The sequence below is a fragment of the Micromonospora sp. NPDC049004 genome (assembly GCF_040649315.1).
Classification (GTDB): domain Bacteria; phylum Actinomycetota; class Actinomycetes; order Mycobacteriales; family Micromonosporaceae; genus Micromonospora.
The window spans coordinates 327012-340525 of the sequence record NZ_JBEZFG010000009.1; the positions used below are offsets into that span (position 1 = coordinate 327012).

At 71.9% G+C, this 13514-nt stretch carries 10 protein-coding genes; 3 read left to right on the forward strand and 7 right to left on the reverse strand.

Annotated elements, in window-relative coordinates:
• Positions 1-124: 124 nt before the first annotated feature.
• A complete protein-coding gene (locus AB0B97_RS26310) occupies positions 125-2458 on the reverse strand; it encodes a beta-L-arabinofuranosidase domain-containing protein (protein WP_357497294.1) in 2334 nt (777 codons plus the stop codon).
• Between the two features lie 324 nt (positions 2459-2782).
• Here AB0B97_RS26310 and AB0B97_RS26315 point away from each other — a divergent pair, with 324 nt between their 5' ends.
• Positions 2783-3832 carry a S66 peptidase family protein gene (locus AB0B97_RS26315; RefSeq protein ID WP_357497296.1) on the forward strand — a complete coding sequence of 350 codons (1050 nt, stop codon included), beginning with the start codon at positions 2783-2785 and terminating at the stop codon, positions 3830-3832.
• Positions 3833-3913: 81 nt separating this feature from the next.
• Here the strand turns inward: AB0B97_RS26315 and AB0B97_RS26320 are convergent, their stop codons facing one another.
• The 6 genes from AB0B97_RS26320 to AB0B97_RS26345 form a co-directional block, all read right to left on the reverse strand.
• Positions 3914-5653: an IucA/IucC family siderophore biosynthesis protein gene (locus AB0B97_RS26320; RefSeq protein WP_357497358.1), complete on the reverse strand. Its 1740-nt coding sequence runs from the start codon at positions 5651-5653 to the stop codon at positions 3914-3916.
• A gap of 101 nt (positions 5654-5754) precedes the next feature.
• Positions 5755-6375, reverse strand: a complete 621-nt coding sequence (locus AB0B97_RS26325; protein ID WP_357497298.1) for a GNAT family N-acetyltransferase — start codon at positions 6373-6375, stop codon at positions 5755-5757.
• Positions 6372-7649: a SidA/IucD/PvdA family monooxygenase gene (locus AB0B97_RS26330; RefSeq protein WP_357497300.1), complete on the reverse strand. Its 1278-nt coding sequence runs from the start codon at positions 7647-7649 to the stop codon at positions 6372-6374. Before AB0B97_RS26330 ends, AB0B97_RS26325 begins: the two co-directional genes overlap by 4 nt.
• A 26-nt stretch (positions 7650-7675) precedes the next feature.
• Positions 7676-9214: an aspartate aminotransferase family protein gene (locus AB0B97_RS26335; RefSeq protein ID WP_357497360.1), complete on the reverse strand. Its 1539-nt coding sequence runs from the start codon at positions 9212-9214 to the stop codon at positions 7676-7678.
• Positions 9215-9348: 134 nt separating this feature from the next.
• Complete coding sequence (locus tag AB0B97_RS26340) at positions 9349-10206, reverse strand: siderophore-interacting protein (RefSeq protein ID WP_357497302.1); 858 nt, start codon at positions 10204-10206, stop codon at positions 9349-9351.
• A gap of 4 nt (positions 10207-10210) precedes the next feature.
• Positions 10211-11245: an ABC transporter substrate-binding protein gene (locus AB0B97_RS26345; protein ID WP_357497304.1), complete on the reverse strand. Its 1035-nt coding sequence runs from the start codon at positions 11243-11245 to the stop codon at positions 10211-10213.
• 73 nt (positions 11246-11318) lie between these two features.
• On the opposite strand from AB0B97_RS26345, the gene AB0B97_RS26350 reads away from it, so the two are divergent.
• Both AB0B97_RS26350 and AB0B97_RS26355 read left to right on the forward strand, forming a co-directional pair.
• Entirely contained in the window at positions 11319-12422 is a 1104-nt protein-coding gene (locus AB0B97_RS26350; RefSeq protein ID WP_357497306.1) for an iron chelate uptake ABC transporter family permease subunit, read from the forward strand.
• Between the two features lie 43 nt (positions 12423-12465).
• Complete coding sequence (locus tag AB0B97_RS26355; protein ID WP_357497308.1) at positions 12466-13494, forward strand: iron chelate uptake ABC transporter family permease subunit; 1029 nt, start codon at positions 12466-12468, stop codon at positions 13492-13494.
• Positions 13495-13514: the final 20 nt, after the last annotated feature.

Genomic DNA, 13514 nt, shown 5'->3' on the forward strand with positions numbered 1-13514 from the left:
CGCGCAAGAGAGTGCTCCAACATCTCCCGAACCGTGCCCAGACAGCACCGAGGGCGTGTGTCGAAGTCCCCGGTTCAGGATTTCGACACACGCCCCGGACAGGCCGAGCCGCCGACGTGACGGTCTAGGCGTTGGCCACCAGCCGCCAGCGGTTGTCCGCGCTGCCGTTGTCGGAGTCCTGGACGGCCTGCGCGCCACGCGCGGTGGACCCGTTGAGGATGCCGAGCAGCTTGCCGCTGTTGACGTTGCGGATCTTGTAGGTGCCGTCGCCGTTGTCCACCAGGGTCCACCGGTGGTCGGCGGTGCCGTTGTCGGCCCACTGCAGGACGCGGGCGTTGTCGGCGGTGGACATGTTCTCCACGCCGAGGACCTTGCCGCTGTTGACGTTGCGGAACCGGACGGCGTTGCCGTCGGTCACCACCACCCAGTTGTGGTCGGCGGTGCCGCTGTCGTCCCACTGCAGAGCCAGCCCACCGTCCGCGGTGGACATGTTCTGGATGCCGAGCACCATCCCGCTGCCGACGTTGACCAGCCGGTGGCTGCCCCCACCACTGCTGCCACTGGTGTTCCAGTAGACGGTGTAGTTGAAGCCGTGGGCGTCCTGGAACGGCCCGAGGTTGACGGTGGACCCGTTCGCGGTGGCGGTGAACGCCAACGAGCTGGTGCTGGTCCGCGCGATGGACGAGACGTTGAGTGCCGGCGGCGCGCTCAGCGTGGTGTTGCCGTAGTTGCCACTGAGCACGCTCGGGCCGTAGGTGACGGCGGCGATGCTGGGGTTGTCGTTGGTCGGCTGCACGACGACACGCATCGGCAGACGCACCGTGATGGTGTCACCGGCGGCCCAGGTACGCGTGACGGTGGCGTAGCTGCCGGGCGTCGTGGTGACGGACTGCGCCACACCGTTGACGCTGATCGTCGCGCCGCTGGTCCACGCCGGAATGCGGACGCGGACGCTCCACGAGCCGCTCATCGTGCCGCCGAGGGTGAGCGTGGTGGTGTCGCTCACCGGGTACGTGGTGCTCTGCGTGACCGTGATCCCTCGCTGCGACCAGTCCAGCTCCGAGGGCACGAACAGGTTCACGGTGAGCGTCGTGCCGCTGTAGAAGTAGATGGAGTCCATCAACTTCGTGTTGATCTCCACGCCGGTGCCCTGGCAGCACCAGAACGAGTTGTAGTCGGTGCTCCAGGTGCCGCCACCCCACGCCGGGCCCACACCCCGCCGGCCGCCCGGCTTGAGCGGGGTGAAGTAGGTGATGTGACCGTGGCTGTCGGCCGGGTTCTGCGCGCCGATCAGGTGGTTGATCGTGGCGCGCTCGTAGTAGTCGAAGTAGTCGGTCCGGTTCGGGTCGAGCAGCCACAGCTCCCGCGTCAGCTTGAGCATGTTGTAGGTGTTGCACTGCTCGCAGGTGTCGTTGCTGAGGTATCCGGCGATCGCGTTGGGCGCCCGGAAGTGCTCGGCCTGGCTGTTGCCGCCGATGACATAGGAGTGCGCCCGGACGGTGATGTTCCACGCGTTGCTGGCGATGTCCCGGTAGCGGGTCGTCCCGGTGGCCTTGAACTCGCGGGCCGCGCCCACCCACTTGGGCACCTGCGTGTTGGCGTGCAGTCCGTTGAGCTGGTCGGAGTTGGAGGCCAGGGGGTTGAACACGGCGGCGTGGTCGAACCGCTGGGCGGTGGTGAGCCACCGGCTGTCACCGGTCTGCTGGTAGATGTCGGTGAGCACCTCGTTCATGCCACCGAACTCGGTGCCGAGCATCGACTGCATCTGGCTGGAGCTGAGCCGGGACGTGCGGGTGTCGACCCAGCCGGCGAGGGCCAGCAGCACCGTACGGGCCTGCGTGTTGCCGGTGTAGCGCCAGACGTCGAGCAGGCCGGCGAGCGTCTTGTGGATGCAGTAGTAGGGCACGTTGCCGTTGGACAGCGTGCGCGCTTCGAGCGCGGTGAAGTCGGACTCCGGGAAGCCGGAGAGGTATCCCGAGCCGAACCCGGCCGCGCCGTTGTTCGCCTGGCACTTGGCCATCTCGGCGACCATGTAGTTCGCCTTGTCCCGGCAGGTGGTGTCGCCCAGCACCGCGTAGGCCTGCGCCCACGCGGTCAGGAAGTGCCCCTGCATGTGGGTCCGGAACGGGAAGTTCGGCGCATCCCAGCCACCGTTGGTGGCGGCGCCGTTGGTGGAGAGCCGGTGGTTGGCGCGGAAGTTGTAGAGCATCCGGTCGACGTCGACGAAGCGCAGGTAGTTCAGGGTGCGGGTCTGGTTGTCGAGCCAGCGGCCGGCGGTCAGTCGCACCTGACCGAACTCGAAGGGGTAGGCGCCGACGCCGATGTCCGACCGCGCTGGCGGGACCTCGGCAGCGGCGGCGGGGCCCGCGCCGAGCGTCGTGGCTCCGGTGGCGGAGAGCACGGCGGTGGCGCCGGCGGCCTGCAGCACGCGGCGTCGGCTGAGGGGCAGGGACGACATGGGACCTCCAGATGAGCGCTACCGGCGACGGGGCGACAACCGGGCGGGACGGGCTCGGTGGGATGCAGGGGTCCGAACGTTAGCGTTCACATCCGTGTCCGGCATGTTACGGCCCACCGACCCAGGAATTCAAGATGATGACTGTAGTCGTACGCCGTACACCTCTGTACGAAGCCGGGAGGTCGGGTGCCGTGAAGGGGATACGGTAGGGCGTGCTACCTCGTGTTATCGATAACACCCAGCGAAGACGGCGAGGCCGGTGTCCCCGGGTCGGCGCACCCAAAACGGGATGCGCGCCGAGGGCGTCGCTGGTGGAATCTCGGGATGAAGCATGATCTTGTGAGTCCCCCGAAGGCACGACCGGGTGACCGCATCGCGGTCCTGTCGCCGTCCTTCGCCGCTGCCGGCGCCTATCCCGAGATCCACGAGCAGGCCATGCGACGGCTCGCCGACCTGACCGGCCTCGTCCCGGTCGAGTACCCGACCACCCGCACGGTCGGCGCGAGCGCGCAGGCACGCGCGGCGGACATCAACGCCGCATTCGCCGATCCCCGGGTACGCGCCATTCTCGCCGTCATCGGCGGCGAGGACCAGATCACTGTCATCCCCCACCTGGACGTCGATCTCGCCCGCGCCGACCCGAAGCCGTTCCTGGGCACCAGCGACAACACCAACCTGCACCAGTGGCTCTGGGGGCTCGGCATCGCGAGCTTCTACGGCGGGTCCTCCCAGGTGCACCTCGGCGCCGGTCCCGCCGTGGACGACATCCACGCCCGGTCGCTGCGGGCCGCGCTCCTCACCGGCGAGCGGTTGGAGATCACCGATCCGGGTGAGTCCGAGGACATCGGGATCGACTGGGCCGACCCACGGGCGTTGCAGTCGTTCGGCGAGCGCGAACCGACGGAGCCGTGGAGCTGGTACGGGCCGCGCCGCACGGCCACCGGCCCCGCCTGGGGTGGGTGCCTGGAGGTCCTGCAGTGGACCCTCACGGCGGGACGCTTCCCGTTTCCTCCGGAGGTCCTGCGCGGCGGTGTGCTGATCATCGAGACGTCGGAGGAACTCCTTCCCGCCCGCGAGGTCGGTTGGATCGTCCGCGCGATGGGTGAACGCGGTCTCCTCGGCGCCGTCGACGCGGTCCTGGTCGCCCGTCCCCCGGTCTCCGACCACACCCGCCGGCCCGCCGCCGAACAGCGGACGCGCCTACGCGAGGAGCAGCGCGACACGGTCGTCGACGTGGTGAGCCGCTACAACCCGGACGCGGTCGTCTGCGTCGGCGTCCCGTTCGGCCACACCAGGCCGCAGTGGATCCTCCCCCACGGCGGCCCGATCACCGTGGACGGTGTGGAGCGCCGGATCATCGCCGACTACCGATGACGCGTCCCGACCGGCGGACGGACCCGCAGAGCCGGCCGGGACGCGGACGGCGCGTCAGCGGTTCGGGGCGTGGGCAGCGCGTCAGCGGCCCGGAGCGTGGGCGGCCAGCGGATTCGTGAGGGTGCCGACGAACTGGAGGGCGGCCGACGGGTCCGTCAGATCGATCATCTGCTGGTTGTCGCGCAACTGGAGACGGTTGAGGCAGGACAGCGCGAACTCGGGGGCGAACAGGTCGTAGTGGCGGACCCGTTCGGCCAGGTGCGGCACCCGCTCGAAGTAGTCGGCGGCGCAGGCCGCGACAGTGCCCCAGAAGGCGTCCTCGGTGAGCACGCCGGCCTCGACCAGCACCGCGCCGAGGTGCCGCAGGAAGCAGTCCACCACGTCGGTGAAGATGGTCAGCAGCTTGGTGTCGTCGGGCACGTCGACCCGGATCCGCTCCACCTCCGGCGGAAGCTCGACGTCGGCGCTGAGCACCGCGATCTCCTCGGCGATGTCCTTGAAGATCACCCGTTGGACGGTGTCGTGCTCGTCGAGGACCAGGATGACGTTCTCGCCGTGCGGCATGAAGGCCAGGTCGTGGGCGTAGAAGCTGTGCAGCAGCGGGGTCAGGTAGGCGTCCAGGTAGCGGCGCAGCCACACCTCCGGCGCCAGGCCGGACCTGTCGATCAGCGCCGCCGCCAACGAGCCGCCGTCGTCGTCGACGTGCAGCAGCGCGGCCATCGTGGACAGCCGCTGCCCCGGGGCCAGGCCGGGCACCGGGCTCTCGCGCCACAACGCGGCAAGCATCTTGCGGTACGGGGAGGTGCGCTCGGTGGCCGCCTCGTACTGTCGGTGCCGGTAGCCGACCGCGGCCCGCTCCCGGATGACGGTCAGGCCCGACCCGGTCAACACCTCGTCGCCGGCGATCAGGTCGGCCAGCCAGTCGTTGATGGCGGGGGTGGCGGCCATGTACGCGGCCGACAGCCCGCGCATGAAGCCCATGTTCAGCACCGACAGCGCCGTCTTGACGTAGTGCCGGCGCGGCTCGGTGACGTTGAAGAAGGTGCGGATGGACTGCTGCGCCAGGTACGAGTCCGGCCCGGGACCGAGGTGCACCAGCCGACGCTGGGCCAACTCCCCCGCGAACGTCACGGCCAGCTTGTTCCACCACTGCCACGGGTGCGCCGGGATGAGGTGGTAGTCGGCGAGGTCCAGGCCGAGGTCGGCCATCGTGGCGGCGAACCGCTCCCGGGTCCCGGCGTCCAATTCGCCGGCGATGAGCGCGTCGTAGTCCAGGTCGGCGGCGCTGCTGAACGTCGAGTGGTCCCGGTGCGCGGCCAGCCACTCCAGGCGCACCGGGGTGGCGGCCTCGGGGGCGTACCTGTGGTATTCGTCCACGCCGAAGCCGAGCCGGCCGTTGTTGGCCACGAAGCAGGGATGCCCCTCGGTCATCGACGTCTCGATGGTCTGGAAGTCCGCCCCGGCCAGCTCGGCGGCGCTCGGCAGAGACCGGGCCAGCTTGTACGCCGTACCGGCGAGGGTGGAGGTGATCTCCTCCAGATAGACCGGGAGCACCCGCGCGGACAGGCCGAGGGTGCCGCGCAGCTCGACGATCAGGTCCACGGCGTCCGGCGCCAGCGCGGCGCCGTCCCGGTGCCGGGTGATGCTGTCGGCGTCAACCTGCCAGTGGGCCAGGGCGAGCACCCGGGCGACGAACCGGTACGTGACGGCGCCGTCGTCGCTGCGGACCTCGTACCACTGCCTGTCGTCGGGGCCCGGCACCGGCTCCGGGGTGAGCAGCCGTTCGTGGGCGAACTCGGCGAGCGCCTTGCGGACCAGCATCCGGTTGGCCCGCGCCCAACGCTGCGGGGTGAGGTGCGCGACCGGGTCGCCGGGGGCGGCGTGGCCGGCGACGGTCGGCGGGGTGGGGACGGCGGTGGTGGTCACGCCGGGGCTCCTTCTTCTCGGGTGGCGGCAGCAGGATCGGCGGCGGCGTTGAGCCCGGCGTGGCCGGCGGCGGCCTCGAACCGGGCGCGGGTGCAGACGCTGAGCAGCGCGTCCTTCTCCGGCTTGGCGATCGGGCCGACCACCTCGAAGCCGACGGCGGCGTTGAGGGCGTGCACTGCGGTGTTGCGGACGTCCGGCTCGACCACCACCCGCCGGGTCGCCGGGTCGGCGAAGAGCCACGCCATGACGGTGCGGATCACGGCGCGGGTGAAACCGTGCACGGGAGCGCCGGCGGGTGCGCACAGGAAGTGCATGCCCACGTCGCCGGGCTGGTGGTCGTAGAGGCTGACCAGTTCGACGTGGGCCGGGTCGTAGCGCTCGGCCAGAAAGGCCGGGCTCCCCCGCCACAGGCCGAGGTACGCGTCGTGGTGCGGGTGCGCGGCGATGCGCCGGTACTCCTCGATCACCTGCGCCTCGTCGGCGTCCTGCATCAGCCAGAACGCCGCCTTCGGGTGGGTCACCCAGCCGTGCAGCAGCGGGGCGTCGGCCTCCGGATCGAGGGTACGCAGGGCGAACGCGCCGAGCCGGTCGTCGACGCGGGTGAAGACCACGCTCACGAGATCACCCCGAATTCCTGGAAGGTGATGCTCTTCTCGATCGGGTAGTGCTCCCGGCCGAGCAGCTCGCGGATGATCCAGGAGTTGCGGTACGCGCCCATGCCCAGATCCGGTGAGGTGATGCTGTGCGTGTGGGTGCCCGCGTTCTGCAGGAAGATGCCCCGCCCGCTGTGGTCGATGCTGTAGTTGCGGGCCACGTCGAAGCGGCCGTGCGCGTCCCAGCGGATCCGCTCGCGCACCGGGGCCAGGAACTTCGGCACCCGGTAGTGGTAGCCGGTGGCCAGCACGAGCCCCTCGGTGCGCAGGGTGAAGTCCCGCTCCTGCTCCACGTGCCGCAGCCCGAGCGTGTACTCCCCGTCGCGGTGGGCGGCGTCGACCAGTTCGGTGTTGGTCAGCAGCCGGGTGCGCGCCGGCCCGTCGACGCTGTGCGCGTAGAGCAGGTCGAAGATGTCGTTGATCAGGTCGGCGTTGATCCCCTTGAACAGGCCCTTCTGCTCGGCCTCCAGCCGGTAGCGGGTCGCCTCGGGCAGCGCGTGGAAGTAGTCCACGTAGTCCGGTGAGGTCATCTCCAGCGTCAGCTTGGTGTATTCGAGTGGGAAGAAGCGGGGCGAGCGGGTGACCCAGTTCAGCTGGTAGCCGTACCGGTCGAGGTCGCCGAGCAGGTCGTGGTAGATCTCGGCGGCGCTCTGCCCGCTGCCCACCACGGTGATGCTGCGCTTGGTACGCAGCGCGTCCCGGTGCTCCAGGTAGCGCGAGTTGTGCACGGCGTCCCCGCTCAGCCCGGCGACGGCGGCCGGCAGGTGCGGCGGAGTGCCGGTGCCGAGCACCAGGTGCCGGGCGCGGTAGGTGACGGTCTCGGACCCGCCGGTGGTGGCCCGCACCACGTACCGCTCGTCGGCGCTGTCGTACTCCACTGTGGTCACCGTCTGACCGAAGCGCAGGTTCGGCAGCTTCGCCGCCGCCCACCGGCAGTACGCGTCGTACTCGCTGCGCAGCGGGTAGAAGCTCTCCCGGATGTAGAACGGGTAGAGCCGGCCGATCTCCTTGAGGTAGTTGAGGAACGAGTACGGCGAGGTCGGGTCGGCGAGGCTGACCAGGTCGGCGATGAACGGGGTCTGCAACCGGGCCGACTCCAGCAGCATGCCCGGGTGCCAGGCGAGGCTCGGACGGGCCTCCAGGAACACCCCGTCCAGCTCGTCGATCGGCGCGGTGAGGCAGGCCAGGCCCAGGTTGTACGGGCCGAGCCCGATGGCGACGAAGTCGTGGGTGGACATCTTCTTCTCCAGGCGCGGGTTAGGGGTCAGCCGACGGGGCAGGTCAGGTCGGCGGCGAGGGTGTCGCGCACGTACCGGGTGGCGTGGCCGGCGATCAGTTCGAGCACCTGGCCGACGTCGTCGACTGTCGTGGCCGGGTTGAGCAGCGTGAACTTGAGGAAGTGCCGGCCGTCCACCCGGGTGCCGGCGACCACGGCGAGGCCGGAGGCGGCCAGCGCCTCCCGGGCGTACAGGTTGGCGGCGTCGGCCAGCTCGCGGCCCGGGCCGGTGGGCAGGTAGCGGAAGACCACGGTGCTCAACTGCGAGGGGGTCTCCACCTCGAAACGCGGGTCCTCGCTGACGAGCTGCCACGCCACGGCCGCGGTGTCGACCACCTCGTCGAAGAGCGCGCCGAGCGCGTCCGGGCCCATCACCCGCAGGGTCAGCCAGAGCTTGAGCGCGTCGAACCGCCGGGTGGTCTGCAGGCTCTTGTCGACCTGGTTGGGGATCTGCTGCTGCACCATCCGCGCCGGGTTGAGGTAGTCGGCGTGGTACGTGGCGTGCCGCAGCGCCCGCCGGTCGCGGACCAGCAGGGCGCTGGAGCTGACGGGCTGGAAGAACGACTTGTGGTAGTCGACGGTCACCGAGTCGGCCCGCTCGATGCCGTCGAGCAGGTGCCGGCGCGTCGACGAGACGAGCAACCCGCAGCCGTACGCGGCGTCGACGTGCAGCCAGACGCCGGCCGCCGAACAGATCCCGGCCAGCTCGGCCAGGGGGTCGATGGAGCCGAAGTCGGTGGTGCCGGCGGTGCCGACGACTGCCATCACCACCAGCCCGGCCTGCCGGCACCGGGCGATCTCGTCGTGGACGGCGGCGGGCTGGATCCTCCGCTGCGCGTCGGTGGGCACCGCGATCACCGCGTCCGGGGCGAGGCCGAGGAGCTTGGCCGACTTCTGCACGCTGAAGTGCCCGGCGGCGGACGTGAGCACACGCAGTCGGGGCAGCAGCTCCGTGCGGGCCGCCGGGGTGGTCGCGCCGGCGCACGCCTCCTCCCGGGCCAGCAGCAGCGCCTGGAGGTTGGACTGGCTGCCCCCGCTGGTGAACACGCCGTCGGCGTCCGGGCCGAGGCCGACCCGGGCGGCGGTCCAGTCGATCAGTCGACGTTCGATGAGCGTGGCGCCGGCGCTCTGGTCCCAGGTGTCCAGGGAGGAGTTCACCGCGCTCAGCACCGCCTCGCCGAGCAGTGCCGGGATGACCACCGGGCAGTTGAGGTGGGCCAGGTAGCGCGGGTGGTGGAACCAGACGGCGTCGCGCAGGTAGACGTCCTCCAGCTCGTCCAGGGCCGCGCCGGCGTCGCCCAGGGGCTGGTCCAGGTCGACGGTGCTCACGAGGGAGGCCAGCTCGGCCGGAGCGATGCCGGTGACGGGCCGGTCCACGGTGGCGACCCGGCGGGCGACGCGGTCGACGCCGTCGGCGATCGCCCGCCGGTACTGCTCGACCGAGCCGTCGTGCAGCAGCTGCGCCCGGGCCGCGGGCAGCGCGCCGGTCGGCACCGGTGGTGCGGCGGCTTGCGCCCCGGCCGGCACGGGCGGGTCGGTCTCGACGGGGTACGTCGGCACGGTCACGAAGATGTCCTCCACGTTCTCGACGATGGGCAGCCGGAACCCTCCCCCGGCGCGTCCGCGCCGGGGGCCGTGCTGCGTGTGTGGTGAGTCGCTACTCAGGCGGTGGCGCCGGCCAGCGCCTCGGCGCGCAGGTCCTCCTCGGACCGCCCGCGCCGCCAGTAGCCGGCGAAGGTCACCCGTCGACGGTCGAAGCCGCGCTCGCCGACCAGGTGCCGGCGCAGCGCCCGCACCGCGCCGGACTCGCCGGCGATCCAGGCGTACGGGGTGCCGGCGGGCAGCCGCGCGGCGCGCAGCGCGCTGACCAGCAGGTCACTGCCGGGTGCGGTGCTGCCGCGCACGATCCAGCGGATCTCCGCGGCGGCCTCGGTGGGCAGGTCGGTGATGTCCGCGGCGTCCGGGACCTCGATCCAGGCACGCACCCGGGTGCCGGCGGGCAGCCAGGCCAGGATCCCGGCGGTGGCCGGCAACGCGGTCTCGTCGGCCGCCAGCACCACGAGGTCGGTGTCGTCCGGCGGGCGGAAGCAGACGCTGCGGTTGTCGTACACCGCCGGGCCGAGCAGCAGCACCCGGTCACCGAACCCCGCCAGGCTGGCCCACCGGGAGGCGGGACCGGTGCCGCCGTGGCCGACGAAGTCGATGTCCACCTCGCCGGCCGCCGGGCGGTGCTCCCGGATGGTGTACGAGCGCATGACCGCCCGGACGTCCGGCGGGAGGGCCCGCCACGCGCCGAACCAGTCCTCGCCCCGCTCGACCGGGACGACCGGGGCGTCCTGCCCGGGTTGCGGCAGGAACAGCGAGACGCTCTGGTCCCGGCCGCCGCCGGCGAAGCCGGTCAGCTCCGCGCCGCCGAAGGTGACCCGGATCAGCGAGGCGCCGACCTGTCGGGCCCGCACGACGTGCGCGGCGAAGAAGCGGTACTGCAGGGCGACGGGTTCGACGGTGCTGGTACTCATGGCGTCAGCTGACCTTCTTCGCGTTCCGGATGGCGGTGGCGAGGTTCTCCAGCAGCGGCGCGGCGCCGGCGTACGAGAAGCGGGGCACCGCGTCCCACTGGGTCACCTGGTTGGCCCGTACGGCGGCCAGCTGCTGCCAGGTCGGCTTGGCGGTGAGGTCCTTGGGTTGCAGGGCGGTGCTGCGGTTGTCCAGCAGGATCAGGTCGGCGGGGAACTTGCCGGCGTTCTCCCAGCTGAGCGCCTCGAAGTAGTCGCCGGCCTCGAGCTTGGTGGGGACCACGATGTCGACGCCCAGCTCGGCGAAGTACATGAGGTCGGTGCTGATCTTGGGGTTGGAGACGTAGAACAGGTCGGGGCTGCCGGAGCAGGCCATCACCTTGATGCCCGGGTTGGCCTTGACGGCCTGGCGGACGGCGTCGGCGGCGGCGTCGAAGCGGGTCTTCGCGTCGGTGACCTTCTTGGCCGAGAGGTCGGCGCCGAGCGACTGCGCCAGGGCGGCGTACCGCTCGATGGGCTTGGTCATCGGCACCCGGGCGGTGGTGACCGCCACGCTGGGCGCGAGCGGCAGGATCTTGTCCTTGCTCTCGTCCGGCACGTACCAGAGGGCGTCCGGGTCGTACATGTGGGTGACGAGCAGGTCGGGGCGCAGGGCCGCGTACTTCTCCAGGCTGAACTCACCCCACACGTTGCCGAGGATCTCGACACCCTCGATGTTCAGGTCGCCGGCCTGCGGGTCGGCGGTGCCGTCGGCCCGCTTGGTCTCCCCGAACACCCCGACAAGCTGCTTGTCGAGACCGAAGTCGACCAGTGCTGCCGCCACTCCCGTGAAGGCCACCACGCGCGTCGGGCGGGCCGCCGCCTCGATCTTCTTGTTGCGGTCGTCGGTGAACGACCAGGGGCCGCCAGCGTTGCTGTTGCCAGCGGGCTTGGCGGCGTCATCCTTGCCGCAGCCGGCGAGCAGCGCGGCCAGCGTGGCGGCACCGCCGGCGGCCAGCAGGCCACGACGAGAGAGGCGACGGGCGGAGAGTGCATCGGGCATGGTGTCGTCTTTCGATCAAGGGAAGGTCGGGGTCGACCGGGACAGCGGGGTTAGGTTAGCCTAACCTCGCTTGTTGTCAACAGCGGTTCGCCGTGTCGCCACACCTCCGGAGCCCACACTGGACGCCACACCCACCGTCACCGCACCGGCACCCTCCGTGCCGGACCGGTCGACGGCTCCTCACCCCAAGCGACACCGGGCGGCCCGCGCCGCCGGCCTGCTCGGCGCCGTCGCGCTGCTCGGCGTGATCCTGGTGCTCAGCATCGCGGTCGGCGCGAAGTCGTTGCCGCTCGCCGACGTCTGGTCCGGGTTGCTGCACCGCGACGCCGCCGAGTACGCGGTGGTGCACCGGATGCGCCTGCCCCGCACCCTGCTCGGGCTGCTCGCCGGCACGGCGCTCGGAGTGGCCGGCGCCGTGATGCAGGCCCTCACCCGCAACCCCCTCGCCGACCCCGGGCTGCTCGGTATCAACGCGGGCGCGTCCGCCGCCGTGGCCACCGCCGCCTTCCTGGGCGTCACCGCCATCGGCGGGTACGTCTGGTTCGCGCTGCTCGGCGCCGCAGTGGTCACCGCGCTGGTCTACGCCGTGGGCGGCGGGCGCGGCGCCACCCCGGCCCGCCTCGCGCTGGCCGGCGCGGCGCTCAACGCCACCCTGTACTCGTTCGTGAGCGCGGTCATGCTGCTGGACACCGCCTCGCTGGACCGGCTGCGGTTCTGGACGGTCGGTTCGCTGGCCAGCGCGGACTCCGCGACCGTGACCCGGGTGGCGCCGTTCATCCTGGTCGGCCTGCTCGTCGCGCTCGGCGCGGCCCGTCCGCTGAACGCCCTCGCGCTCGGCGACGACGCGGCCCGGGCCCTGGGCGCCCGACCGGCCCTGATCCGGGCCGCAGTGATCGTCGCGGTCACCCTGCTCTGCGGCGCGGCGACCGCGGCCTGCGGCCCGATCGTCTTCGTCGGCCTGCTGGTGCCCCACCTGGTACGCGCGCTGACCGGGCCCGACCTGCGCTGGCTGCTGCCGTACTGCGCGGTGCTCGCGCCGGTGCTGCTGCTCGGCGCCGACGTGCTGGGCCGGGTGCTCGGCCGCCCCGGCGAACTCCAGGTCGGCATGGTCACCGCAGTGCTGGGCGGCCCGCTCTTTCTGTGGCTGGTCACCCGGGGACGGGTGGCGCACCCGTGAGCGCGCGCACCAGCAGTCCCGCGCGGCGAAGTGGAGCGGTGACGTGACCGTGATCCGTACCCCCGGTGGGTTGTCGGTCCGGTTCCGCCCCCGCGCCCTGGCCGTCGGCGTCGGCGCGGCGGTGCTCGCCGCCGGCCTCGGTCTGGTCGCGATAGGCAGCGGCGACTATCCGATGGGCCCGACCGACGTGCTGCGCACCCTGACCGGCGGCGGCAGCGCGGCGGAGCAGTTCATCGTGACCGAGCTGCGCCTGCCCCGGCTGGTCACCGCCCTGCTGGTCGGCGCCGCGCTGGCGCTGGGCGGCACGGTCTTCCAGTCGCTGGTCCGCAACCCGCTGGGCAGCCCGGACATCCTCGGTTTCACCCAGGGCGCGTCGACCGGCGCGCTGGTGGTGGTCGTCCTGGGCGGCGGCAGCCTGGCCCTGGCCGGCGCCGCGGTCGTCGGCGGGCTCGCCACCGGCCTGCTGATCTACGCGCTCGCCTGGCGACGCGGCGTGCACGGCTACCGGCTCGTCCTGGTCGGCATCGGCGTCGCCGCGATCCTCACCGGCGTCAACGGCTACCTGCTGACCCGGGCCCCGCTGATGGACGCCGCCCGCGCGGTGCTCTGGCTCACCGGCAGCCTGGACGGGCGGGGCTGGGCCAACGCCGGGCCGCTGCTCGCCGTCACCGCAGTGCTGGCGCCGCTGCTGCTCGTCGCCTGCGCCCCGGCGCTACGGATGATGGAGCTGGGCGACGACACGGCCAACGCGCTCGGCGTGCCGGTCCGCCGGCTGCGCCTGGTGCTGCTCGCCGCGGCAGTGCTGCTGGTCTCGTTCGCGGCGGCGGCCGCCGGCCCGGTGTCGTTCGTGGCGCTCGTCGCGCCGCACGTGGCCAAGCGGCTGACCCGGGCGCCCGGCCCGAACCTGCTGCCCTCGATGGCGGTCGGCTCGGCCCTGCTGGTCGGCGCCGACCTGCTGGCCCAACGCGCGTTCAGCGGACACCAACTGCCGGTCGGCGTGGTGACCGGAGTGCTCGGCGGCGGCTACCTGGTCTGGCTGTTGGCCGTCGAACGCCGGGCGGGCCGGCTGTGAACACCCCTTTCGAAGGAGCC

Coding starts and splice junctions, on each gene's coding strand:
- AB0B97_RS26310 (WP_357497294.1), bottom strand. CDS start 2,458: ATGTCGTCCCTGCCCCTCAGCCGACGCCGCGTGCTGCAGGCCGCCGGC.
- AB0B97_RS26315 (WP_357497296.1), top strand. CDS start 2,783: ATGAAGCATGATCTTGTGAGTCCCCCGAAGGCACGACCGGGTGACCGC.
- AB0B97_RS26320 (WP_357497358.1), bottom strand. CDS start 5,653: ATGCTGGTCCGCAAGGCGCTCGCCGAGTTCGCCCACGAACGGCTGCTC.
- AB0B97_RS26330 (WP_357497300.1), bottom strand. CDS start 7,649: ATGTCCACCCACGACTTCGTCGCCATCGGGCTCGGCCCGTACAACCTG.
- AB0B97_RS26340 (WP_357497302.1), bottom strand. CDS start 10,206: ATGAGTACCAGCACCGTCGAACCCGTCGCCCTGCAGTACCGCTTCTTC.
- AB0B97_RS26345 (WP_357497304.1), bottom strand. CDS start 11,245: ATGCCCGATGCACTCTCCGCCCGTCGCCTCTCTCGTCGTGGCCTGCTG.